This window comes from Gordonia sp. C13 (assembly GCF_023218005.1).
GTDB classification, from domain to species: Bacteria; Actinomycetota; Actinomycetes; order Mycobacteriales; family Mycobacteriaceae; genus Gordonia; species Gordonia namibiensis.
This window is the reverse complement of sequence record NZ_JALPSY010000010.1, coordinates 42,318-67,679: the sequence shown is the minus strand read 5'-3', so window position 1 is coordinate 67,679 and position 25,362 is coordinate 42,318. Positions and strand designations below refer to the sequence as shown.

Here is a 25,362-nt window from a genome sequence, read left to right as displayed (position 1 = left end):
GCATTTCAGACGCCGGGGTGGACCGCGCCCGGTGTCAGATCCCCAGCGAGCCGCGCAGCCGGCCGACCTCCGCCCGGTACTTCTCGACGTTGCGCATCTTGACGCTCTCGTAGCCGCGCACCATGTCGGGGAGGCCGGCGAGTTCGACGACGGCCGGGAACTGCGACTCCTCGATCCCGCCGTTCTCGATCCCGGTCAGCACCGCGTCGATGATCTCCCGGTACTCGACGATCAGTGCACGCTCGGTGCGACGGATCTCGTTGCGGCCGAACGGGTCGAGCGCCGTCCCGCGGAGTCGCTTCATCTTCGCGAGGCCCGCCAGCGGCCGGTCCGCCCAGGCGCCGAGAGACATCTTCTCGCGCATGCCCATCCGGCGCAGCGTCGGCGGGTGCAGCCGGACGGCGACCTCGGCGTCGTCGCCGAACGCATCGGCCACCTTCGCCGCGAACGCGGCGTCCTGCGTCAGACGTGCCACCTCGTACTCGTCCTTGTAGGCCATGAGCTTGTACAGGTTGCGCGCCACGGCGTCGGTCAACGCGTTGCCGCCTCCACTGCGGTGGACCCGCTCGACGACGTCGAGATACTGACGGGCATAACGCTCGTCGGCGTAGGCGATCAGTTCGTCGTAACGGATGGCGACGGTGCGTGCCGACTCGTCGTCGTACCCACTCGCACGGACGACGCTCATCGCGTGGTCGGACGGTTCGGGTTCCGTGGTCGCCGCGCCGTGCAGCGAGGCGATGGTCGCCGACACGGCGCCCGCGTCGGCCACCGCCTGACGTCCGCGACGGAAGGCCTGCACGTTGGCATCGACCGCGACGCCGTTCAGCTCGATGGCCCGCTCGATCGACGAAGCCGAGATGGCCAGCGCGCCCGCCTGGTATGCGGCGCCCACCATGAGCATGTTCGCGAACTGCTCGTCGCCGAAGAGCGCCGTCGACAGGGCACCGGAATCCAGGTACAGGCCGCGTGTCACCCTCGCGTCGATCGCCGAATGGATCGCGGTCTCCGCCGGGAAGCCCACCGAGGTGTCGATGACCATGAGCCCGGTGGGCACCTGCGTCGTGGACACCACGGCGACGGTCTTCTCCGGTGCCGCGACCTTCAGGTTGACCGGGTCGGTTCCGACCAGCGGGTCACAGACGAGGTAGAGGTCGCAGTCGTCGGAGGCGACCTTGGCGGCCTGCTCGACGTCGTGCGGCGCGACCTTGATGTCGCTGACGACGGCTCCGCCCTTCTGCGCCAGGCCCGTCATGTCGACGGTCCGGGCGGCGTGGCCGTCGAGGACCGCGGCCGTCGCCAGCACCTGCGACACGGTCACCACACCGGTGCCGCCGATGCCGGTGACCCGCAGCGAGAACGTGTCCCGCACCGCGGGCAGCGTCGGTTCCGGGAGAAGTGCGTCGGGGATGTCGGCGGCGCGGGCCCTCGTCCGCTTCGTACCCGGGGTGACGGTGACGAACGACGGGCAGTCGCCCTTCAGGCACGAATAGTCGAGGTTGCACGAACTCTGGTCGATCTGCGTCTTGCGTCCGAACTCGGTCTGCACCGGGTGCACCGACAGGCAGTTCGACTTCTCGCCGCAGTCGCCGCAGCCCTCGCAGATGCGTTCGTTGATCATCACGCGTGTGGTGGGGGTGGGCATGGTGCCGCGCTTGCGCTTGCGGCGCTTCTCCGCGGCGCAGTGCTGATCGTGGACGAGGACGGTCACCCCGGGTACGCCCGCGAGTTCGGTCTGCACCTCGAGCAGGTCGTCGCGGTGGCGGACCTCCACGTTCTTCGGCAGGCCCAGCGCGCGAGTACGTTTCGGGTCGTCGGAGGTCACGACGATCTTGCTGACGCCCTCGTCGATGAGGAGGGAGGTCAGCCGCGGCAGGTCCATCTCGCCGACCGGGTCCTGGCCGCCGGTCATGGCGACGGTGCCGTTGTAGAGCAACTTGTAGGTGATGTTCTCACCGGAGGCGACCGCTGCACGCAGTGCCAGCGAGCCCGAGTGCATGAACGTGCCGTCACCGACGTTCTGCACGAAGTGCCGGGCGGAGACGAACGGCGCCATACCGATCCACTGCGCGCCCTCGCCACCCATCTGCGTCACCCCGGCGACGTCGCCGACCTGGCGCGGGTCCATCAGGAGAACCATCGCGTGACAACCGATCCCGGCGCCGACGAGGGTGTCCTCGGAGACCTTGGTCGAGCTGTTGTGCGGGCACCCGGAACAGAAGTACGGCGTGCGCACGGCGAGCGGGAGTTCGATGCGGGTCCGACGCCGCGACTTCTTGTCGATCCACGCCTGCGCCGCGTCGACGTGATGACGTGCGAGGCGATCCGCGAGGCCGCGGGTGACGGCATCGACGTCGAGTTCACCGAAGCGGGAGAACAGGGTCGACCCGTCCTCGTGGACCTTGCCGACGATCCGCGGCGCACGCGGATGCCGGAACAGGATGTCGCGCATCATCGTCTCGATGAAGTCGCGCTTCTCTTCGATGACGATGACCTCGTCGAGATCACCGGGCGCGGTGCCGAACATGAAGCGGTCGAGGATGTCCCGCTCGATCGGGTACACCATCCCGAGCTTGAGGATGCGGATGCCGAGACGACGCAGGTCGTCATCGCCGATGTTCAGCAGGCGCAACGCCTCTCGGAGATCGAGGTAGGTCTTGCCGGCGGCGACGATGCCGATCCGGTCGTCGGGGGTCGACACCACGATCTTGTTGATCCCGTTGAGCCGGGCGTACTCCAGCGCCCGGGGGATGCGTGTGGTGAGCTGATTCTGTTCGAGCTCCATCAGATTGGCGCCCAGCAGTCGGCCACTCGGCACGTGCGGGCTCCGCCCGAGATCGCCGTAGGTGGGGATGATCCGGTCGGGATCGACGTGGGCGGTCGACGCGCCGTCGGCGACATGGGCCGAGATCTTCAGCGACGTCCACAATCCGCTGACGCGGCTCATGACCGCCGCGTGCACACCGAGGTCGAGGATGTCCTGCGAGTCGGCGGGGTAGAGGATCGGGATGTAGAGGTCGGCCAGTGCCATCTCCGACGCGCACGGCACGGTCGAGGACTTGGCGCCCGGGTCGTCGCCGACCAGCGCGACCGCCCCGCCGGACGGATGCGTGCCGACGAGGTTGGCGTGACGGATCGCGTCGGTGGCGCGGTCGAGGCCGGGGGCCTTGCCGTACCAGTAGCCGACGACGCCGTCGCGGGGCGTGCCGTCGGCGGTGGGGGCGAGTTCCGCGACCTGCGCGGCGACTTGCGAACCCATCACCGAGGTCGCGGCGATCTCCTCGTTCAGGCCCGGCCGGTGGGTGATGTCGTAGGGCGCGAGCAGCTTGCGGCGTCGGGCGAGTTCGAGGTCGTAGCCGGCGAGGGGAGAGCCCTCGTAGCCGGAGATGAACGAGGCGGTGTTCAGGTTCTGGCGGCGGTCGACGCGAGCACGGTCACGGACCATGCGGACCAGGGCCTGAATGCCGGAGAGGTAGATGGTGCCCGACTCGCGGGCGTAGCGATCGTCGAGCGAGAAGTCGTCAGGAAGGGGCTCGGACGAGCGTGTTGCCGACGAGCCGGTCTGTGGGGTCGGCACCTGCTGGAAGCGTGCGCGGTCGTCTGCGAGGGTCATGGGGTTACCTGGCCTTCTATGTGCGGTGGCCGTCTCCGGTCGTGCCGGGGATCGACGCATCGGTTGTGAGAGCCCGGGGGTGGTGGGCCTGACACCACCCTACGAGATGACGTGACGCGCGTCACGCAGATGGGGTGCCAGTTGCGGGCGTGACACACGCCACCCGATGGCGTACCATTCCGCTCAGTTAATCCCTACTAACTGAAGGGTCGACGGTGACCAGCACGCTCGACGGCTTCCGGGCCGCGCACCAGCAGAATCTCGACCTGCTCCATCAGCGTCTGACGACGGTGGCCGCCGGCGGCGGTGCCAAGGCGCGCGAGCGCCACGTCTCCCGCGGCAAGCTGCTGCCCCGCGACCGCGTCGACGGCCTCCTGGACGTCGGTTCGCCGTTCATCGAGGTCGCCCCGCTCGCCGCGTTCGGGATGTACGACGACAAGGCGCCGGCCGCGGGTGTCATCGCCGGCGTCGGCCGGGTGGCCGGTCGCGAATGCATGATCGTGGCCAACGACGCCACGGTCTCCGGAGGTACCTACTACCCGGTCACGGTGAAGAAGCACTTGCGTGCGCAGGAGATCGCAGCCGCCAACCGGCTGCCGTGCATCTACCTCGTCGACTCCGGCGGTGCGATGCTGCTGCAGCAGGACGAGGTCTTCCCGGACCGCGACCACTTCGGCCGCATCTTCTTCAACCAGGCGAACATGAGCGCCGCGGGCATCCCGCAGATCGCCGCCGTCCTCGGTTCCTCGACCGCCGGCGGCGCCTACGTCCCGGCGATGAGCGACGAGACGGTCATCGTCCGCAACCAGGGCACCATCTTCCTGGCCGGTCCACCGCTGGTGAAAGCCGCTACCGGCGAAGATGTCTCGGCCGAGGACCTCGGCGGCGGAGCGATGCACTCCTCGGTCTCCGGCGTCACCGACCACCTCGTCGACAACGACCAGCAGGCACTGGCGAAGGTCCGTGAGATCGTCGCCACCCTCGGCCCGCGGGAGGCACCGCAGTGGGAGACCATCCCGTCGCGGGAGCCGCTCCGTCCGCAGACCGACATCTACGACGTGGTGCCCACCGACTCCCGCACCCCGTACGACGTGCGCGAGGTCATCGAGATCATGTGCGACGCCGGTGAATACACCGAGTTCAAGGCGAACTACGGTACGACCCTGGTCACCGCCTTCGCGCACATCCACGGCCACCCGGTGGGGATCATCGCCAACAACGGCGTGCTCTTCAGCGAATCCGCCCTCAAGGGAGCGCATTTCATCGAGCTCTGCGACCAGCGTCGAATCCCGTTGATCTTCCTGCAGAACATCACCGGGTTCATGGTCGGCAAGGCCTACGAGCAGGGCGGCATCGCCAAGAACGGCGCCAAGATGGTCAATGCGGTGGCCTGTGCCCGGGTCCCGAAGTTCACCGTCATAGTCGGCGGCTCGTTCGGCGCCGGCAACTACTCGATGTGCGGCCGGGCCTACTCGCCGCGGTTCCTCTGGATGTGGCCCAACGCGCGCATCTCCGTGATGGGTGGCCCGCAGGCGGCCGACACCCTGGGCACGGTGCGCCGCAACCAGATCGAGCGATCCGGGGACACCTGGGCGGCAGAGGACGAGGAGGCCTTCAAGGCGCCCATCCGCGAACAGTTCGAGCGGCAGTCCGACGCCTACTACTCGACCGCACGCCTCTGGGACGACGGCATCGTCGACCCGGCCCAGACCCGCACACTGCTCGGACTCGCCCTCGAGACGGCGCGGTACGCGCCGCTGGCCGACCCGCGCTACGGCGTCTTCCGGATGTGAGCGGAGGCCGACATGTCATCCCCGAGTTCACCCACGACAACAGAGGACTTTCAGACCGTGAGCACCCGACCCATTCGCAGCGTCCTGGTGGCGAACCGTGGTGAGATCGCCTGCCGGGTGATCGACACGCTGCGCCGCCTGGGCATCCGCAGCATCGCGGTCTACTCCGACGCCGACGCGCACGCCCGGCACGTCCGCGAGGCCGACGTCGCGGTCCGGATCGGACCGGCCGCGGCGGCCCAGAGCTATCTCGACATCGACGCCGTGGTCGACGCGGCCCGCAAGACCGGTGCCGACGCCGTCCACCCCGGCTACGGATTCCTCTCGGAGAACCAGAAATTCGCCGCCGCGCTGGCGGAGGCGGGCATCGTCTTCATCGGTCCGCCGACCGAGGCCATTGCGACGATGGGCGACAAGATCACCGCCCGCGCCGCGGTCACCGCGCGCGACGTGCCGGTGGTGCCGGGTCTCTCGCGTCCCGGCCTCACCGACGAGGACCTGATCGCGGCCGCCCCCGACATCGGCTTCCCGGTCCTCATCAAACCGAGCGCCGGCGGCGGCGGCAAGGGTATGCACCGCGTCGCCGACCCGGCCGAACTGCCTGCCGCACTACAACGCGCACGACGCGAGGCCGGCGCCGCGTTCGGCGACGACGCCCTGTTCCTCGAGCACTTCGTCGACACGCCGCGCCACATCGAGGTGCAGGTCCTCGCCGACACCCACGGCAACGTCATCCATCTCGGTGAACGTGAGTGCTCCCTGCAGCGCCGCCACCAGAAGGTCATCGAGGAGGCGCCCTCGGCGCTGCTCGACACCGACACCCGTGCCCGGATCGGCGAGGCGGCCTGCGACGCCGCCCGCAGCGTCGGCTACACCGGCGCGGGCACCGTCGAGTTCATCGTCTCGGCCCACAAGCCCGACGAGTTCTTCTTCATGGAGATGAACACCCGGCTGCAGGTCGAGCACCCGGTCACCGAACTGGTCACCGGAATCGACCTGGTGGAGCAGCAGATCCGCGTGGCCCGCGGCGAGATCCTCGGCTTCGCCCAGGACGACATCACGCTCACCGGCCACGCCATCGAGGCCCGCGTGTACGCCGAGGATCCCGCCCGTGGCTTCCTCCCCACGGGCGGCACCATCGAACACCTCGTCCACCCGGACACGGCGTCGGGCAGCGGCATCCGCGTCGACTCCGCCATGCTCGGGGGCCTGCGTGTCGGCAGCGACTACGACCCGATGCTCGCCAAGATCATCGCGCACGGCAGCGACCGCGAGGAGGCCCTCGAACGCCTCGACCAGGCGCTGGCACACACCCGCGTGCTCGGTGTCGTCACGAACATCGACTTCTGCCGCTTCGTCCTCCGGCAACAGGCCGTCGTCGACGCCGAACTCGACACCGAACTGCTCGACCGTCTGGTCGCCGACTACGCGGTGCCGCAACCCTCCCCGGAGGCTCAGGTCCTCGTCGGCCTCGCCCGCATCGGGACCCGGGACCGCGGCGACGTCTGGTCGTCGGCGGTCGGCTGGCGCGTCGGCGAACCGGCCCCGGTGATCACCAGGCTCGTGAGCGGCGGACACCACTCCACCGTGTCGATTCGCGTCGAACACGCTGATGCACAGTCGATCTCGGGATCGGCGACCGTGGTCACCGAGGGTGGTGAAGGGGCCGAGGGTGAGTCGTGGACCGCCGAGGTCGTCTACCTCCCCGCACAGTCGGGCGAGGGTCGCGAATCCGACCGTCTCATCGTCGACGGGGTCAGCCAGTCCTGGTCGTCGACGCTGGTCGGTGAATCCTGGTGGGTGTCGGGACCGTCCGGCGCCTGGGTCCTCGATCTCGCCCGCCCGCTGCTCGACGAGGCCGCCGACGATCGTGCCGGCGAGATCGCCAGCCCGATGCCCGGCACCGTGGTCGCCGTCGGTGCCGTATCCGGCGACGAGGTGAGCAGCGGCGCGGCCGTCGTGGTCGTCGAGGCGATGAAGATGGAACACGCGTTGACCGCACCCCTCGACGGAACCGTCGACATCACGGTGAAGGTGGGTGACAAGGTGGATGCCGGACAGATCCTCGCCGTGGTCACCCCCGCGGAGAGCCGGGAGTCCGTTCCCACTCCCTGACCACTCGCTCCCTGAGGTGCGAGGAGCGCAAGCGACGAGCCACGAAGGGCTCGGAACAGAACAGATCGAACCGAACGACAAGAGTGAACAGGACTCTCATGGAACTCACGCAGGAGTACACCGACCTCATCGAGACGGTGCGCGACTTCGCGCAGACCGTGGTGGCGCCGGTGGCCGCGAAACACGATGCCGACCACACCTTCCCGTACGAGGTCATCGCCCAGATGGGCAAGATGGGCCTCTTCGGGCTGCCGTTCCCCGAGGAGTACGGCGGCATGGGCGGCGACTACTTCGCGCTGGCCCTCGCACTCGAGGAACTCGGCAAGATCGACCAGTCGGTCGCCATCACCCTCGAGGCCGGCGTGAGCCTGGGTGCGATGCCGATCTACCGGTTCGGCACCGAGGAGCAGAAACAGCAGTACCTGCCCGACCTCACCGCCGGTACCGCGCTCGCCGGTTTCGGTCTGACCGAGCCGGGTGCCGGCTCCGACGCCGGGGCCACCGCGACCACCGCCCGTGACGACGGTGACTCGTGGATCATCAACGGCGGCAAGCAGTTCATCACCAACTCGGGCACCGACATCACCTCGCTGGTCACCGTCACCGCGGTCACCGGGGTCAAGGAGAACGGCAAGAAGGAGATCTCGACGATCATCGTGCCGTCGGGAACCCCCGGCTTCACCGCCGAACCGGCCTACAACAAGGTCGGCTGGAATGCCTCCGACACCCACCCGCTCACTTTCACCGATGTGCGCGTGCCCAAGGAGAACCTGCTCGGTGAGCGCGGCCGCGGGTACGCCAACTTCCTGTCGATCCTCGACGAGGGCCGGATCGCGATCGCGGCACTCGCGACCGGAGCGGCGCAGGGTTGCGTCGACGAGAGCGTCAAGTACGCCAAGGAGCGTCAGTCGTTCGGCAAGCCGATCGGCGAGTACCAGTCGGTGTCCTTCGCCATCGCAAGGATGGAGGCCCGGGCCCACGTCGCGCGCACCGCGTACTACGACGCGGCGGCGAAGATGCTGGCGGGCAAGCCCTTCAAGAAGGAAGCGTCGATCGCCAAGCTGGTGGCCAGCGAGGCGGCCATGGACAACGCGCGCGTCGCCACCCAGATCCACGGCGGCTACGGATTCATGAACGAGTACCCCGTCGCCCGTCACTACCGCGACTCGAAGATCCTCGAGATCGGCGAGGGCACCACCGAGGTGCAGCTCATGCTCATCGCCCGGGAGCTGGGTTTCGCATGAGCGACAACGACCAGGCACCCGTGAACAGGGTCGTCCAGCGCGGCCTGTGGTTCGAGGAGTTCATCGAGGAGACCCTCTACGAACACCGTCCCGGACGCACCGTGACCGAGGCCGACAACGTCTTGTTCACGACGCTCACCATGAACACCCAGGCCCTGCACCTCGACGCCGCGTGGTCGGCGCAACAGCCCGGTTTCGGTGGTCAGCGCCTGATCAACTCCATGTTCACGCTGTCGACGATCGTGGGTCTCTCGGTCAGCCAGCTGACACAGGGCACACTGGTGGCCAACCTCGGTTTTTCCGAGGTTGCGTTCCCCGCGCCGCTGTTCGCCGGTGACACCCTCTACGCCGAGACACTGTGCACCGGTAAACGCGAATCCCGGTCGAGGCCGGGGGAGGGCGTGGTGAACTTGACCCACATCGGACGCAATCAGCACGGCGAGGTGGTCGCGCGAGCCGCGCGGGCCACGTTGGTGCGCAAGAAACCTACGGAGTGACGACGATGTTCTTCGACGGACCCGCCGACAATTCGCTCGTGAGCGGATCGAGTCTGGGCGATTCCCAGCTGTCCAACGCCTGGCTGCCCGCCGGGCCCGCACTGCTGTTCTGTCCCGCAGACCGGCCCGAGCGCTACCAGAAGGCCCTCGACCGGGCCGACGTCGTGATCCTCGACCTCGAGGACGCGGTGTCTCCGGAGAATCGGGCTGCCGCGCGGGAAGCGTTGATCGCCAACCCGATCGACCCGGACCGCACCATCGTGCGGATCAACCCGGCCGGTACTGGCGACTACCGTCGCGACCTCGCCGCGGTCTCCGAGACGAACTACCGCGTCGTCATGCAGGCCAAGTCGGAGGACGTGGCGTCGATCCTGGACACCGCGTTCCAGACGATCGCGCTGATCGAGACGCCGCTGGGTGCCACCCGCGCCAACGACATCGCCGCCACGTCGAACTGCATCGGCCTCATGTGGGGCGCCGAGGACCTGGTCGCCGGACTCGGCGGGACGTCGAGCCGGTTCGGGCCCGCGGAGCCCCGCGCCGGCGAGTACCGCGACGTCGCCGCCTGGGTCCGGTCGATGGTCCGCATCGCGGCCGCGGCGCACGGCAAATTCGCCGTGGACTCGGTGCATCTCGACATCGACGATGTCGACGGTCTGGTCGCCGAGGTACGCGACGCGGTGGCCCTCGGTTACACCGCGACCGCGTGCATCCATCCATCGCAGGTCGAGCACATCCGCGCCGGCTACCAGCCGTCCGAAGAGGCGATCGCGTGGGCGCACAGGGTGATCGACGGCTCCGCCGAACACGGTGGCGGGGTCTTCAGCCTCGACGGTCAGATGATCGACGGCCCGGTGCTCCGGCAGGCGGAGGTCGTGTTGTCCCGCGTGGCCGGACGACCCGCCGCCGACGCCGACGCCTGATCCCGCTGCGCCGAACCGCTTTCCGCTTCCCCTCGTTCCCCCGACATCATCGAGAGACCGGAGCCCGCTCATGAGCAATGACGCTCACGCCCAGAACCTCGCACATACCCACGGTCCGCAGAGCCCTGCTCTGCTGACGGACACCATCGGCGTGACGCTGGCGCGGACCGTCGAGAAGTACGCCGATCACGTCGCGCTCATCGACGCCGCCGTCGGCAGGCAGTGGACCTACGCGGAGTTCCACCGCGACGTGCGGGCGCTGGCCGCGGGTCTGCTGCGACTGGGCGTGGTCAAGGGGGATCGGGTCGGACTGTGGGCGCCCAACCGCTTCGAGTGGGTGCTCGTCCAGTACGCCACCGCCGAGATCGGCGCGATCCTGGTCAACCTCAACCCCGCTTACCGGCAGAACGAGGTCGAGTACGCCCTCAAGCAGTCCGGCACGAGCGTCGTCCTCGCGGCCGAACGGTTCAAGGACTCCGGCTATGAGTCGATGCTGGCGGAGGCGCGTCCGCACTGCCCGGATCTGCGGGAGGTGGTGACATTCGAGTCCGCGGCGTGGACCGAGCTGACCGCGGCCCCCTCCGACGAGGAACTGGCGCGGGTCGCCGAGATCTCGGCGTCGCTGTCCGCCGACGATCCGATCAACATCCAGTACACCTCGGGTACAACGGGTTTCCCCAAGGGGGCGACGCTGTCGCATCGCAACATCGGCAACAACGGCTACCTCGTCGGTGAGCTTCTCGATTACACCGCCGACGACCGCATCTGCCTGCCGGTGCCGTTCTACCACTGCTTCGGCATGGTGATGGGCAATCTCGCCGCCACCAGTCACGGTGCGGCCATGGTGATCCCGGGTCCCGCCTTCGATCCGAAGGCCACGCTCGACGCGGTCGCCGAACATCGCTGCACCAGTCTCTACGGCGTGCCGACGATGTTCATCGCCGAACTCGCACTGCTCGATGCCGCTCCGGAGGGTTACGCTCCCGACCTGTCCTCGCTGCGCACCGGCATCATGGCCGGCTCGCCGTGCCCCGAACAGGTGATGCGTCAGGTGGTCGGTCGGATGCACATGAGCGAGGTCTCCATCTGCTACGGCATGACCGAGACGTCGCCGGTGTCCACCCAGACCAGGGTCGACGACCCGCTCGAACTCCGGGTCACCACCGTGGGCCAGGTCGGCCCGCACCTCGAGATCAAGATCGTCGCTCCCGGCACGGGGGAGACGCTCGGCCGCAACGAGACCGGCGAGCTGTGCACGCGCGGTTACTCGGTGATGACCGGCTACTGGAACGATCCGGAGAAGACCGCCGAGGCCATCGATTCCGAGGGGTGGATGCACACCGGCGACCTCGCCGAGATGGACGACGCCGGCTACGTCCGCATCACCGGCCGGATCAAGGACATGGTGATCCGGGGCGGCGAGAACATCTACCCGCGCGAGATCGAGGAATTCCTCTACACCCATCCCGACATCCTCGATGCCCAGGTCATCGGCGTCCCCGACGAGAAGTACGGCGAAGAACTCATGGCGTGGATCCGCCTCCGCGACCACGCCACCGATCTCACGGCCGAGGACGTGCGAGCTTTCGCCGACGGCAAGATCGCGCGGCACAAGATCCCCCGATACGTCCACGTGGTCAAGGAATTCCCGATGACCGTCACCGGCAAGGTCCGCAAGGTCGCGATGCGCGAAGAGGCCACGCACATCCTGGAGGACCTGCGATGACCGGTGCCGCGATCGAGCGGTTCAGCCGGCACGTGGAGAACCGGTTCGGCGTGGACGCCGCGGATTACGACCGGCTGTGGTCCTGGTCGGTGGAGCAGCCGGCACAGTTCTGGCGAGCCCTGTGGGAGTTCTTCGACCTCGACGCCCTGGCCGCCGAACCTCTCGCCGAGGGCGACGCCGCCGTGCTCGCCGACCCGACCATGCCCGGCGCACAATGGTTCCCGGGTGTCCGGCTGAATTACGTCAGCCAGATCCTGCGGCACGCCGACCTGCCGGGCGCCGCCATCGTCGGACTCGACGAGGCCGGGGAACGCACCGAGATCGCCTGGTCGGATCTCCCCGGCATGGTCGCCTCCCTGGCCGCGACGCTGCGGGCACAGGGAATCGGTACCGGCGACGTCGTGGCGGCCTACCTGCCCGACATCCCCGAGGCGGTCGTCGCCTTCCTCGCCACCGCCGGCCTCGGCGCCATCTGGTCGGGGTGCGGCCAGGACTATGCGCCGCAGGGTGCCGCGAGCCGGCTCGGTCAGCTCCGACCGAAGGTCCTGTTCAGTGCCGCGGGATACCGGTACGGCGGCAAGGACATCGACAAGCGTGCGGACAGCGCCGAACTCGCGAGCCTGCTGCCGGAACTCGTCGCACACATCACGATCGGCGGCGACGCAGGCGAATCGACGGGGGAGGGCACGACGCGGATCGACTACGCCGACGCGCTCACCGCGGAGGCCGGCGACGCCGGCCCGGTGCTCGTGGACTTCGACCATCCCCTCTGGGTGTTGTTCAGCTCCGGCACCACCGGCCGCCCGAAAGGTATCGTCCACGGGCACGGAGGCGTCGTCGTCGAACACCTCAAAGCCGGTGCGCTGCACGGTGATCTGTCGTCGGACGATGTCTTCTTCTGGCAGACCGCACTCAGCTGGATGATGTGGAACTACCAGGTCGCCGGACTCCTCTGCGGCGCGCAGATCGTCTGTTACAGCGGTTCCCCGCTCCATCCGGATGCCGACAAGCTCTGGCAGATCGTCGCCGACGAGAAGGTCACCTACTTCGGTACCTCGCCCGGGCAGCTCCAGGCCTCGCGCAAGGCCGGACTCGAACCGGGCCGCGACCACGACCTGTCGGCGCTTCGGGCCCTGGGCAGCACGGGATCCTCGCTCGCCGCCGACCTCTTCACCTGGGTCGACGACCACGTGAAGCGGGGGCTACCGATCTCGTCGATCAGCGGCGGCACCGACATCGTGTCGGCCTTCGCCGGCGGATCGGTCGGGGTGCCGGTGGTACCCGGCGAGCTGTCCGTGCGCTACCTCGGTGTCGCGTTGGAGAGCTGGGCGCCGGACGGTACACCGCTCGTCGGTGAGGTCGGCGAGCTGGTCGTCACCGCACCGATGCCGTCGATGCCGGTGCACTTCTGGGACGACCCGGACGGCGCGCGGTACCGCGCCGCCTATTTCGGCCACGAGTGGGAAGGACCGACCGCCCATCCCCACGGGCCGGTCTGGCGGCACGGCGACTGGGTCACCGTGACCGAACGCGGCTCCCTGGTCATCCACGGCCGCAGCGATGCGACGTTGAACCGGCACGGAATCCGCATGGGATCGGCCGACATCTACGAGGTCGTGGAATCGCTCGACGAGATCGCGGAGGCCTTCGTCCTCGGCGTGGACGGCCCCGACGGCGCCTACTGGATGCCCCTGTTCGTCACCCTCGTCCCCGGTGCCGTCCTCGACGACGCCCTCATAGCGCGGATTGCCGCCGCGGTCCGCGACCGACTGTCGAAACGCCATGTGCCGGATGAGGTGATCGAGGCCCCGGGCATCCCGCACACGCGCACCGGGAAGAAACTCGAGGTTCCGGTCACGGCGATTCTGGCCGGTCGGTCCGAGGTCAACATCGATCCCAAGTCGGTGGACGACTACTCACTCGTCGACTGGTACGCCGAAAAGGGTCGGGCTCATCGCTGGTGACGGCTGTGCACGATCGCGACGTGACATCGTCGGACATCGGTAGCGTGGGCGGTGGCGTCGACGGCAGGCGTCGAACGGTCCATGTGACCCGCCGGTCACATGTACTACCGTGGGCCGGGTGTTGTGCCCGTCGGGGCGGTGACGGCCGATGCCGTCATCACCGGCGCGCGACCTGAGCCAGATAACCCAGACGAGCCGACCAGGAGATCGCCAATGACGTATCCAACGGGGGGCTACGGGCAGCAACCCGAGTCCGGACAGTCCCACGGCCAGTACGGCCAGCAGTACCCGCAGAGCGGTCAGCAGAGTTACGGGCAGAGCCCCCAGCAGGGCTACGGACAGCAGTACGGTCAGAACCCGCAGCAGGGTTACGGCCAGCAGTACGGACAGCAGCAGGGCTACGGCCAGCAGCAGTACGGCCAGAATCCGCAGCAGGGCTACGGACAGTACGGCTACGGCCAGCAGCAGCCGGTGAAACCGCCGAGCCAGGGTCTGCCCGCGATCACCCCGACGATCCTGGCCGGTGTCATCGGTCTGTTCGGTCTCGTCGTGCTGTTCTCCGGCTTCCTCGCCGCCGCACGGGCCTATGACTTCTCGGTGGAGCTGTTCCAGACGCCGTTCAACGCCCCGTACGCGCTCGTCGCCGTCGCCGGTGTCCTGGCGCTCATCTCGTTGATCCCGGGCGTCAAGGTCGCGGCGGCTCCGATCGTCGCAGCGCTGACCATTCCGGCCTTCCTGATCACGCTGTTCCTGTTCCTCAGCGTGGACAACAACGCCTCCGGCGCCATCGTCCTGCTGATCTTCTCGCTGCTGTCGGCGCTCCTCGCGATCGTGTGGCTGCTCGTCGAAGCCGACGTCGTCAAGGTGGCTCCTGCGCTCGCGGCCCCCTCGTCGGCCACGGGACCGATCACGGCCGCGACGTCGGGCACCGACGCCTCGGCAGGCCAGCAGGGCGCCGGTCACGGCGACGCGCAGGCCTCCGCGTACGGCGCAGGCAGCGGCCAGTCGCAGTACGGGCAGCAGTCCTCGGCGAACTACGACCCGTCGGCGTACTCGCAGGCTCCCGGCACCGGCCAGAGCTACTCGAGCGCCCAGTCCGGCCAGGCATCGGCACCGGGTGAGTCCGGATACGGCGGTTACACCCCGGGGCAGTACTCGGCAGGCGCCTCCGGTGCGTCGTCCGGTGCTGCGCAGTCGGGTGGCGCCTCCGCGAGTGAGTCCGAGGCCGGCCCGGCCGCCGATCACTCGACCACGGTCTTCCAGAAGCCCGAACCGCCCACCAGCAGCGGAAGCTGATCCAGACACCGACAGGGCCCCGTCGACACGCGTCGGCGGGGCCCTGTCGTCTCTGGGGCAATGCGTGTCCCCGGTGACGTGAGACGCTTTCCGTCTCATCGCGGCGCGTCTCCGACGGCCCGGCGGCCGACCATGCCACGCTCATGACGATGCCCACCTTCAGGCCCGACTCGACCGCGGAGAACCTGGCGTCGCAGCTGCGTGCACTGCGACGATCCCGTCGTGCCCAGCGCAACGACGTCGAGGGGTCGGCCCGGCAGCTGGCCGTGGTCGCGTTCACCGTCCCCGCTCTCGCCCTGGTCACGCTCATCGTCATGATGCTGACGGTGCTGCTGCTCGCGGGCAGCGGACTCACCGGCCTGCCCAGTGCGATCGCCTCGAGCTGGCTGGCGATCCACCAGGTGCCGGTCACCATCAGCGGGGTCACGATCGGTGTCCTGCCGCTGCTGCCGACCCTGGTCGTCGCGATCGGCACCGCCCGCCTCACGGCCCGCGCGATCGGCGGCAGCGGTCCCACGCAACGATCCGCGCACGATCTGTTCGACGTCGGGGCGGTGGTGTGCTCGGCGATCGTGGGCTCACTCCTGATCACCGCGATGTCGCTGGCCATCGTGATGGACGGCGGATCGGTGCTGCCGGTGCAGACACCCAATGCGCTGATCGCCTTCGCCTACACGATCGGCATCCACGGCGGTGCCGCGCTGGCCGGTGTCACGTGGGTCCGACGACACGACTTCGCGGCCCGGTGGGGGATGTCCTACGCCGACCGCCGCGGCTTCCGCTACGGCCTCGTCGCCGTGCTGGCCCTGGTGGTCGCCGGCGCGGTCCTGGTGTGCCTGCGCATGCTGATGCGGCACACCGAGATCGGTGAGCTGATCGACACCGGTTACGACTTCGACGGCTTCCTCGGGCTCAGCCTGCTGTCCCTGATGTATCTGCCGAACCTGATGATCGGCGCGACCGCGATCCTCGTCGGGTCCGATGTCCAGATCGGTGCGATGACCGTCGACCTGTTCACCGTCCGCGGTGGAGCGGTCCCGCCCGTACCCGCCCTCGCGGTCCTGCCCGAGGGAACCGGTGCGGGCAGCTGGGGCTTCCTCGGCCTGATCGCCCCCGCCGCCGTCGCGGCCTTCGTGGGCTGGCGCTGTCGCGACCTGAATCCGGTCGCGCACGTGCGCTCGATCGGCGTTGCCGCCGCCGTCGCCGCCTCGGCCATGGCGATCCTGACCGCGGCCGCCGGCGGCACGCTGGGCGAGTTCGGCGACGTCGCGGTCACCGTATCCGCCGCCGGCGTGTTCACGCTCGGCTGGATCGCGGTCATCGGCATCCTCCTCGCGATCGTCTATGCCGTCCTGCCGTCGACTCGGGCCGCCCGCGCCGCGGTGGGGGATGAGTACTTCGACGACCCGGGTGACCTCGGCTTCGAAGACGAATACGTCATCGTCGCCGATCTCGACGAGGACGACGACTACGTCGAGTACACCGACGCCGACGGCGAGTACGACGAGGGTGACGGCGAGGACGGCGAGTACGACGTATACGAGGAAGCCGTCTATGAGGAAGCGGAGTACGAGGACGACGGGTTCGAGCCCGCCGCAGCCGACGACGCCGCGCCGTCGGCCAACCGGATCCCGGCCGAGGATCTCGATGACAGCGACCTCGTCGACGACGCCGACTACGACCTCTACCCGGGAACGCCCGGTGCCGGCCGTCGGCGCTGAGACCCGCCGATTCCCGCTCGACGTGCTGCTATTAGGCTCGCAGGCGTGACATCTGAGACCGCGCCCGTACGAACACCCGTCGTGGTGATGGCGTCGGGTACCGGTTCTCTGCTCGAGTCGCTGCTCGCCCGCGCCGCCGCCGACGACGCCCCGTTCACTGTCGCGGCCATCGTGGTCGACCGCGTCTGCCGGGCCCAGGAGATCGCGCAACGCAGCGAGATCCCGCTGATCACCTGCCGCGTCGCCGACCACGCCGACCGTGCCGCGTGGGACGCCGCGCTCACCGAGGCGGTCGCCGCCGTCGATCCCGGCTGGGTGGTCACCGCGGGCTTCATGAAGATCCTGGGTCCCGCGTTCCTCGAACGCTTCGGTGGACGGATCGTCAACAGCCATCCGGCCCTGCTGCCGGCATTCCCCGGGGCACATGGTGTGCCCGAGGCACTCGACTACGGCGTCAAGGTCACCGGTGCGACCGTCCATCTCGTGGACGAAGGCGTCGACACCGGCCCGATCCTGGCGCAGCAGGTGGTCACGGTCGACGACGACGACACCGTCGACACCTTGCACGAACGCATCAAGACGGTCGAGCGCGTGTTGCTCGCCGAAGTGGTGACCGCACTGGTCGCCCGTGGAGTAGTCATCGATGGACGAAAGGCCCGCATCCCGTGAACGCACAGCCCGCTGACAGCGCCCGCCGACCCATTCGGCGCGCGCTGGTGAGTGTCTACGACAAGAGCGGCCTGGCCGATCTCGCGACCGCACTCCAGGCCGCCGGTGTGGAGATCGTCTCGACGGGATCGACCGCCAAGACCATCGCCGACGCCGGTGTCCCCGTCGTGGAGGTCTCGACGCTGACCGGCTTCCCCGAGTGCCTCGACGGCCGCGTGAAGACCCTGCACCCCAAGGTGCACGCCGGCATCCTCGCCGACACCCGTAAGGACGACCACGTCGCGCAGCTCGCCGAATTGGGCGTCGCGGCTTTCGATCTCGTCGTCGTGAACCTCTACCCGTTCACCGCGACCGTCGCCTCGGGCGCGACCCCTGACGAGTGCATCGAGCAGATCGACATCGGCGGCCCGTCGATGGTGCGCGGCGCGGCGAAGAACCACCCGTCGGTGGCCGTCGTGACCAGCCCCGCTGACTACGGACAGGTGACCGAGGCGATCTCGGCCGGAGGGTTCACCCTCGCCGACCGGAAGAAGCTGGCCGCCAAGGCGTTCCGCCACACCGCCGACTACGACGTGGCCGTCGCCTCGTGGATGTCGAGTGTCGTCGCACCCGAGGACGATTCGCAGTTCCCGATCTGGGCCGGTGCCACTTGGAACCGTTCGGCCGTCCTGCGTTACGGCGAGAACCCGCACCAGGCAGCCGCTCTCTATGTCGGCAACGCCGGGGAAGGTGGCCTCGCCACCGCCGAGCAGTTGCACGGCAAGGAGATGAGCTACAACAACTACACCGACGCCGACGCCGCGTGGCGCGCCGCCTACGACTTCGAGGCCCCGGCGGTCGCGATCATCAAGCACGCCAACCCGTGTGGCATCGCGGTCGGCGCCGACATCGCCGATGCGCACCGCAAGGCCCACGCCTGCGATCCGGTCAGCGCCTACGGCGGCGTAATCGCGGCGAACCGCGAGATCACCGTCGAGATGGCCGAGCAGGTCGCCGAGATCTTCACCGAGGTCATCGTCGCGCCGGGATTCGCCGACGGCGCCCTCTCGGTCCTCACCCGTAAGAAGAACATCCGCGTGCTCGTCGCGACGCCGCCGTCGGCGACCGGGGTCGAGACCAAGCCGGTCTCGGGTGGTCTGCTGATCCAGCAGCGCGACGTCATCGACGCCGAGGGCGACAACCCGGAGAACTGGAACCTCGTCGCCGGCCCGCCGGCCGACGCCCAGACCCTCGCGGATCTCGAATTCGCCTGGCGCGCCTGCCGTTCGGTGAAGTCGAACGCCATCCTCCTGGCCTCCGACGGCGCCTCGGTCGGCGTCGGCATGGGTCAGGTCAACCGTGTCGACTCCGCTCACCTCGCCGTCCAGCGGGCCGGCGATCGCGCGGCCGGGTCCGTCGGTGCGTCGGATGCCTTCTTCCCGTTCCCGGACGGTCTGCAGGTGCTGCTGTCGGCGGGTGTCAAGGCGGTCGTGCAGCCGGGCGGGTCGATCCGTGACAACGAGGTCATCGAGGCGGCCAACGAGGCGGGCGTGACGCTCTACCTCACCGGGGCACGCCATTTCGCTCACTGATCTCGCACTACTGGTCGTCGCCGGCTTCGGCGCGGGCCTGATCGGATACATCACCGGGCTGGCGTCCATCGTCAGCTACCCCGCACTCCTCGCAGTCGGTCTCACCCCGATCGCGGCGAACGTGACCAACACCGTCGCACTCGTCGCGGTCGGGGTGGGCAGCACCGCCCAGTCGGGGAGGGCCCTGCTCGACGGCGACCGGCGCCGCCTCGTCATCGGGCTGATCGCAGCCCTGATCGGCGGGACCATCGGTGCGGTCCTGCTGCTCCTCACGCCCGCCGAGGCCTTCGAGGCGATGGTCCCGTTCCTGGTGGCCATCGCCGCCACAGCCCTACTCGTGCAACCGGTCCTGCGGCGGTGGGCGACCTCGCACGCCGAACGTCCGTGGGTGTTCATCGTCGGGCTGACGCTGATCTGCATCTACGGCGGCTATTTCGGCGCCGGCGCGGGCATCATGATCCTGGCCCTGATGCTGGTGGTCACCAGCGAGCCGCTCTGGCGTGCGGCACTGTCGAAGTCGTTGTTCCTCGGCGTCGCCAATGCGGTCGCCGCGGTCGGCTTCATGATCTTCGGGCCCGTCGACTGGTGGGCGGCTCTCGCGATGGCCATCGGCTGTCTGCTCGGCGGCTGGTGCGGACCACCGGTCGTCAAACGCCTGCCCGCCGGCCCGCTGCGGATCGTCGTCGGACTGTGCGGCCTCGGCCTCGCGGTGTGGCTCGCGGTCCGCTGAGCATCAGCTCGGGCCGGCCCCGGTTCGCGGCATGAAAGCACACCGAGACCGGAATTCGGCAATGCGGAAGCCTTTTTCCTCGCCGCGAGGATAACTCTGGTTCCGGACATGCCGGACGTCTAGACATGCACGGTGACTTTGTTCGTGGACATCGTTCCCGACGACGCGCCGGGGGGCCGTTCGGAACCGAAATCAGCTGGTGGATCGTCGCGTCTGCGCTCGATCGGCACCCGCGTCGGGCTGCCGTTGCTGTCGGTGCTCGTGTTCGGGATCGTCTGGCAGCTCGTGGCCGTCAGCGGCATCTGGAGCGAGACATTCGTCCCGCGTCTGGGGACCGTGTGGCAGGCGTTCGTCGACATGTCGACGACGCACAACGGGATTCGCGGATACGCCGACTACTACTGGTGGGAACACCTGTACATGACGCTGCGCCGCGTCCTCGCGGGTGTGGTGATCGGAGTCGTCCTCGGTGTCCTGCTCGGGCTGGCGATGGGGACAGTCGGCTGGTTGCGCCGTCTCCTCGAACCGTGGTTGACGTTCCTGCGGGCGTTGCCGCCGCTGGCCTACTTCTTCCTGCTCGTCATCTGGCTCGGCATCGACGAGGCGCCCAAGATCACCCTGCTCGCCCTCGCCGCGCTGCCGCCCGCGGCCGTCGCCACGACCGCCGCGGTCTCCGCAGCACCCGTGGCCCTGATCGAGGCCGCACGTGCGCTCGGGGCCTCCCGGGCCGAGGTGATCTGTGACGTCGTCGTTCCGTCGGCACTTCCCGAGACCTTCACCGGCATAAGGCTTTCGGTCGGCATCGCCTATTCGTCGGTGGTGGCCGCCGAACTGTTCAACGGCATTCCCGGAATCGGTGGCGTGGTCAAAGACGCCAGCAACTACAACAACACCCCCGTCGTCCTGGTCGGCATCATCGCCATCGGTCTGTCCGGACTGATCATCGACGGGCTCCTTCGAACAATCGAGCACCGAGTGGTGCCGTGGCGCGGAAAGGTCTGACACGCAATGACAATCAACTCAACGAGGGCGCGCAACCGTAGGGGAGCCCGTTCGGTGAGCGCCCTCCTCGGCGTGCTGGCAGCAGTGATGCTCGTGCTCGCCGGGTGCTCGGTGGACAACTCCGAGGACAGCAGCAAGCCGACGATCCGTCTCGCCTACCAGTCGTTTCCGAGCGGCGACCTGATCGTCAAGAACAACGGCTGGCTCGAAGAAGCACTGCCCGACTACAACATCAAGTGGACCAAGTTCGACTCCGGCGCCGACATCAACACCGCCTTCGTCGCCAAGGAGCTCGACTTCGGCGCGATCGGTTCGAGCCCGGTGGCCCGCGGCCTGTCCGCGCCGCTGAACATCCCGTACCAGGTCGTCTTCGTGCTCGACGTCGCCGGCGACAACGAGGCGCTCGTGGCTCGCAACGGCACCGGCATCAACACCGTCGCCGAGCTGAAGGGCAAGCGCGTCGCCACAGCCTTCGCGTCGACTGCGCACTACAGCCTGCTCGCCGCGTTGAACCAGGCCGGCGTGAACCCCAAGGACGTCGACCTGATCGACCTGCAACCGCAGGCCTCGCTGGCTGCCTGGCAGCGCGGCGACGTCGACGCGGTCTACACCTGGCTGCCCACGCTCGACGAACTGCGCAAGGACGGCACGACGATCATCGCCAGCCGCCAGCTCGCCACCGCGGGCAAGCCGACGCTCGACCTCGGCGTCGTCTCGACGGAGTTCGCCGACGCCCATCCGGAGGTCGTCGACACCTGGCGCAAGGTCCAGGCGCGCGCCCTCACCCTGATCAAGGACGACCCGAAGGCCGCCGCCGAAGCGGTTGCCGCGCAGCTCAACACGACACCCGAGGATGCGGCCGACCAGCTGAAGCAGGGCACCTACCTGACGGTCGCCGAACTCACCTCGCCGACCTGGCTCGGCACCGAGGGCAACCCGGGCAACCTCGCCGAGAACCTGCACAGTGCCGCCGAGTTCCTCGCCGAGCAGCAGCAGATCCCATCGGCGCCGCCGCTGAAGACCTTCCAGGACGCCATCTACACCAAGGGCCTGCCGGGTGTCGTCGAACAGCAGTAGCCAGGTCGTCGAGGCCGGCCGTCTCGGGGCGTCGGACACCGACCTGACCGGATCGATCAGTCTGCGCGACGTCACGCAGACCTACGGCTCCGGGGCCGACGCGGTCACCGCCGTCGGTCCGGTCGACCTCGAGGTGCCGCCGGGCGAGTTCCTCGTCCTGGTCGGGGCTTCGGGATGCGGGAAGTCGACGCTGCTCCGGTTGATCGCGGGCTTCGAGTCCTCGACCTCCGGGCAGGTCGAGGTGTCCGGGGGAGCGCCCGTCCCGGGTGTCACCGCGGGCGTCGTCTTCCAGCAACCCCGGCTGTTCCCGTGGCGGACCGTCGGCGGCAACGTCGACCTCGCCCTCAAGTACGCGCGGGTTCCCAAGGCGCAGCGGGCGGCTCGCCGTGACGAGTTGCTGCACCGCGTAGGGCTCGACGACACCGCAGACCGGCGGATCTGGGAGATATCGGGCGGTCAGCAGCAACGCGTCGCCATCGCGCGGGCACTCGCCGCCGAGACGTCGCTGCTGCTGCTGGACGAACCGTTCGCGGCACTCGACGCGCTCACTCGCGAACGGCTGCAGGAGGATCTGCGTGCGGTGAGCACGGATTCGGGACGGACCAACGTGTTCGTCACCCACAGTGCCGACGAGGCAGCCTTTCTCGGCAGCCGGATCGTCGTGCTCAGCCGGCGGCCGGGGCAGGTGGCCCTCGACCTGACCTCGCCGCTCCCGCGGACCGGGGCGACGCCGGAGGAGCTCCGGGTCTCGCCCGAGTACGCCGCGCTGCGCGCCGAGGTGAGCGCCGCGGTCAAGAGGGCGGCGGTCTAGGAGTTGTTTTTCTCACCCTGGGCCGAACCCTGTCCGAGCGGGTGACGGGGGATTAGAAAGTACGGGTGTCCGTTTTCGCGCCGTCCGCCCCGCATCACGACTGCTCGTCGAGCATGTCGTGTATCGGGCCGGCGGACGGAACGGAATCGATGCGTCTGATGACGGTCCACTCGATGAACTGGTCCGACGGATCCCACCACGGATCCCCGCCGGCGGCTGTCGCTCCTCGCCACTCCCAGTCATCCTCGAGAAGGAATCATCATGACCGTTTCCCATCCCGTCTCTGACATCCGCACGTCCGCTCCGACCGGCGGCATCGTCTCCTCGGGGGTCGAACTCGACATCGACGAGTTCGGCCCCAGTTTCGGTGCCGAGATCCGCGGCCTCGACATCGCCACGGCGTCGGACGACGAGGTCCGGGCCATCCGCCAGGCCCTGATCGACTACAAGGTCGTCGTGCTGCGCAACCAGCAGCTCGACGACGCGTCGCACATCGAGTTCGGTAATCGTATGGGCGACCTGACGTTTGGTCATCCGGTGTGGGACAGCGGGGACGTGCCCGACGAGGTCTACGAACTCGACAGTGCCGACAACGGTTTCGCCGACGTCTGGCACACCGACGTGACGTTCATGCCGCGTCCGCCGATGGGTTCGATCCTGCGTCCGGTCGTGCTGCCGCGCAACGGCGGTGACACCAACTGGGCCGATGCCGAACTCGCGTATCTGTCTCTGTCCGAGCCGATCCGGCGCCTCGTCGACGGGCTGACCGCCGTGCACGACGGCAGCCGCGAATTCGGTTACTACCTCAAGCAGCGCCGGGACGGACGCGGAAACACCTGGGACGGCAAGGAAGTCACCGAGCTCGTGCCGGTGAGTCATCCGGTGGTGCGGGTGCATCCGGAGACCGGCCGCAAGTCGCTGTTCGTCAACCCGGGTTTCACCTCGCACATCGAGGGCGTCTCGGAGGCCGAGAGCCGTGGCATCCTCGACCTGCTCTACGCGCACATCACCAAGCCCGAGCACATCGTTCGCCACCGCTGGCGTCTCGGTGACCTGGTGCTGTGGGACAACCGCAACACCCTGCACTACGCCAACCGCGACTACGGCGACAACCGCCGGGTGATGCACCGCATCACGCTGCGCGGGGATGCGCCCGTCGGACCTGCCTGAGCCGGCTGCCCGAGCCGAACGCCGACTCGAGATCCCGCTGCTGTTGTCCCGTACGGGTGAAGGCTGCAGTGTCCCGATGAAGTTTGCAGTGGATGTTGCAGTGTCCGCGTTGAGATTGCAGTTGGGTGCGAGTCGCTGCGTAGCTGCGGTGGTTTGATCGGGGAGCATTCTGGTCGTGACGGCGATTCTGGCCGGGGCGGCCGCTGCGGCGGCCGTGCCCGGGTGCTTTGAGGTCGAGTGGGTGGCCGCCGGCGGTGAGTGGCAGCGGTGCACTCTCGATGCGGCCGCGGGTGTGGGGTTCGAGGAGGGGCTGCCGGTGCGGCGTTTCCGGCCGCGTAAAGGGCAGCGGCATTTGAGTGGCCTGTGGTGGTCCGCGACGACCGGCGGCCATGTCGGGTTCGAGTCGTGGCTGGAGCGCGATCATGTGATGCTGCTGAATTTCGACCAGCGGGTGGTCGGCATTGGGGCGCAACCGTTCTGGCTGCATTGGACCGACCCAGGGGGCAAGCCGGTGTCGCATGCGCCAGACCTTTTCGCCCGCCGTATCGATGGCGGCGCGATAGTGATCGACTGCCGTCCGGTCGAGCGGCGAAAGCCACGGGACCTGGCCAAGTTCGCCGTCACGGAGCGGGTGTGCGAGCGGTTGGGTTGGGAGTATCGGCTGGTCGCCGGGCTGGACCCGGTGCTGCAAGGCAATCTGCGCTGGCTGTCGGGCTACCGGCATCAGCGCCACGACGTCCCGCCTGGGTTCGCCGTGACGTGCTCCCGCACGCCGAGACCTACATTAATCAGAAGGTGCTGCCGCGCGAGTTTTGGCTCAGCGCAGGCGAGCACGGCTTCCTCGGACTCGAAATCCCCGAAACGTACGGCGGCCAGGAGGAAGTAGCCCTCGGCGAACAGGTCTCGGGAAACGTAGTGACCGAACGGGTCGACGGCGGGGTAGATCAGGATCTGGGCCGCGACGCGCGCCTCATTTTGGGCGAGGACCGCGGCAAGAGTGGCGCCCGCGGAGTCACCGGCCACGGCGACAACCGGCAGACCACCGAAGTCCTCAACGTGGTCGCACACCCAGGTCAGGGCATCGGATGCGTCGTCGACCGCGACAGGGAATGGGTTCTCGAGTGCAAGACGATAATCGACCGATACCACCACAGCGTCGGCGCCGGAACAAAAGCGCCGGCACAGCTGGTCGTGGGTATCCAGGTCGCCGAGCACGAACCCGCCCCCGTGAAAGAACACAAGGGTCGGAAGCAGTCCCTGCCCGTCGGGCCGGTAGACGCGAGCCGGCCGGCCGCCCGCGTCGATGGCTTCGACCGCGCCGACCTGGTGACGCAGCGCGCTGGGCACTGCGCCGACGGTGAAGGCGCGCATGGCAGCGCGCGCGACCTCAGGGCTCGATTGTGAGAACGGCGGATACGCGGCCGCCGCGATCCGGCGGAG

Annotated in this window: 18 protein-coding genes and 2 pseudogenes; 18 read left to right on the top strand and 2 right to left on the bottom strand. The window is 68.6% G+C overall.

The window, feature by feature from the left end; translation table 11 throughout:
* Positions 1-34: 34 nt before the first annotated feature.
* Positions 35-3,613, bottom strand: coding sequence for an indolepyruvate ferredoxin oxidoreductase family protein (locus M1L58_RS10625; RefSeq protein ID WP_248658871.1), 3,579 nt, complete (start codon positions 3,611-3,613; stop codon positions 35-37).
* A 215-nt stretch (positions 3,614-3,828) separates the two neighbouring features.
* Between M1L58_RS10625 and M1L58_RS10620 the strand changes: the two genes are divergently transcribed.
* From M1L58_RS10620 to M1L58_RS23340, 18 genes and pseudogenes are all read left to right on the top strand, one after another.
* Positions 3,829-5,406, top strand: coding sequence for a carboxyl transferase domain-containing protein (locus tag M1L58_RS10620; protein WP_308221806.1), 1,578 nt, complete (start codon positions 3,829-3,831; stop codon positions 5,404-5,406).
* Between the two features lie 57 nt (positions 5,407-5,463).
* On the top strand, positions 5,464-7,521 hold the full coding sequence (locus M1L58_RS10615) for an acetyl/propionyl/methylcrotonyl-CoA carboxylase subunit alpha (protein WP_248658870.1): 2,058 nt from the start codon (positions 5,464-5,466) through the stop codon (positions 7,519-7,521).
* Positions 7,522-7,619: 98 nt separating this feature from the next.
* Positions 7,620-8,765, top strand: a complete 1,146-nt coding sequence (locus M1L58_RS10610) for an acyl-CoA dehydrogenase family protein (protein WP_005201192.1) — start codon at positions 7,620-7,622, stop codon at positions 8,763-8,765.
* On the top strand, positions 8,762-9,262 hold the full coding sequence (locus M1L58_RS10605) for a MaoC family dehydratase (RefSeq protein ID WP_006867780.1): 501 nt from the start codon (positions 8,762-8,764) through the stop codon (positions 9,260-9,262). Before M1L58_RS10610 ends, M1L58_RS10605 begins: the two co-directional genes overlap by 4 nt.
* Before the next feature lie 5 nt (positions 9,263-9,267).
* Positions 9,268-10,185 carry an HpcH/HpaI aldolase/citrate lyase family protein gene (locus tag M1L58_RS10600; RefSeq protein ID WP_248658869.1) on the top strand — a complete coding sequence of 306 codons (918 nt, stop codon included), beginning with the start codon at positions 9,268-9,270 and terminating at the stop codon, positions 10,183-10,185.
* A 70-nt stretch (positions 10,186-10,255) separates the two neighbouring features.
* Positions 10,256-11,911, top strand: a complete 1,656-nt coding sequence (locus M1L58_RS10595) for an AMP-binding protein (RefSeq protein ID WP_248658868.1) — start codon at positions 10,256-10,258, stop codon at positions 11,909-11,911.
* The gene (locus M1L58_RS10590; protein ID WP_248658867.1) at positions 11,908-13,875 is read left to right on the top strand and encodes an acetoacetate--CoA ligase; all 1,968 of its coding nucleotides are present in this window, start codon (positions 11,908-11,910) and stop codon (positions 13,873-13,875) included. The genes M1L58_RS10595 and M1L58_RS10590 overlap by 4 nt, the downstream gene beginning before the upstream one ends.
* Positions 13,876-14,088: 213 nt before the next feature.
* Positions 14,089-15,171 (top strand): DUF5336 domain-containing protein, encoded by a 1,083-nt coding sequence (locus M1L58_RS10585; RefSeq protein WP_248658866.1) that lies wholly within the window; start codon positions 14,089-14,091, stop codon positions 15,169-15,171.
* Between the two features lie 149 nt (positions 15,172-15,320).
* Complete coding sequence (locus tag M1L58_RS10580) at positions 15,321-16,892, top strand: cell division protein PerM (protein ID WP_248658865.1); 1,572 nt, start codon at positions 15,321-15,323, stop codon at positions 16,890-16,892.
* A gap of 45 nt (positions 16,893-16,937) precedes the next feature.
* Positions 16,938-17,561 (top strand): phosphoribosylglycinamide formyltransferase, encoded by a 624-nt coding sequence (purN, locus tag M1L58_RS10575; RefSeq protein WP_248658864.1) that lies wholly within the window; start codon positions 16,938-16,940, stop codon positions 17,559-17,561.
* Complete coding sequence (gene purH / locus M1L58_RS10570) at positions 17,558-19,132, top strand: bifunctional phosphoribosylaminoimidazolecarboxamide formyltransferase/IMP cyclohydrolase (RefSeq protein ID WP_248658863.1); 1,575 nt, start codon at positions 17,558-17,560, stop codon at positions 19,130-19,132. The genes purN and purH overlap by 4 nt, the downstream gene beginning before the upstream one ends.
* The gene (locus M1L58_RS10565; RefSeq protein ID WP_083876435.1) at positions 19,119-19,862 is read left to right on the top strand and encodes a sulfite exporter TauE/SafE family protein; all 744 of its coding nucleotides are present in this window, start codon (positions 19,119-19,121) and stop codon (positions 19,860-19,862) included. Before purH ends, M1L58_RS10565 begins: the two co-directional genes overlap by 14 nt.
* Before the next feature lie 132 nt (positions 19,863-19,994).
* A complete protein-coding gene (locus M1L58_RS10560; protein WP_248658862.1) occupies positions 19,995-20,864 on the top strand; it encodes an ABC transporter permease in 870 nt (289 codons plus the stop codon).
* Positions 20,865-20,870: 6 nt separating this feature from the next.
* Entirely contained in the window at positions 20,871-21,941 is a 1,071-nt protein-coding gene (locus M1L58_RS10555) for a taurine ABC transporter substrate-binding protein (RefSeq protein WP_248658861.1), read from the top strand.
* Entirely contained in the window at positions 21,922-22,752 is an 831-nt protein-coding gene (locus M1L58_RS10550) for an ABC transporter ATP-binding protein (RefSeq protein WP_248658860.1), read from the top strand. Before M1L58_RS10555 ends, M1L58_RS10550 begins: the two co-directional genes overlap by 20 nt.
* A 261-nt stretch (positions 22,753-23,013) precedes the next feature.
* Complete coding sequence (locus M1L58_RS10545) at positions 23,014-23,922, top strand: TauD/TfdA dioxygenase family protein (RefSeq protein ID WP_248658859.1); 909 nt, start codon at positions 23,014-23,016, stop codon at positions 23,920-23,922.
* A 175-nt stretch (positions 23,923-24,097) separates the two neighbouring features.
* A pseudogene (locus M1L58_RS23605) lies at positions 24,098-24,604 on the top strand (TnsA-like heteromeric transposase endonuclease subunit); the annotation flags it as partial.
* Positions 24,493-24,741, top strand: a pseudogene (locus M1L58_RS23340) (hypothetical protein); the annotation flags it as partial. The pseudogenes M1L58_RS23605 and M1L58_RS23340, both read left to right, overlap by 112 nt.
* Here M1L58_RS23340 and M1L58_RS10530 read toward each other — a convergent pair.
* A complete protein-coding gene (locus M1L58_RS10530) occupies positions 24,646-25,293 on the bottom strand; it encodes an alpha/beta hydrolase fold domain-containing protein (protein WP_374112697.1) in 648 nt (215 codons plus the stop codon). The pseudogene M1L58_RS23340 and the gene M1L58_RS10530 sit on opposite strands and share 96 nt — an antisense overlap.
* Between the last annotated feature and the right edge of the window lie 69 nt (positions 25,294-25,362).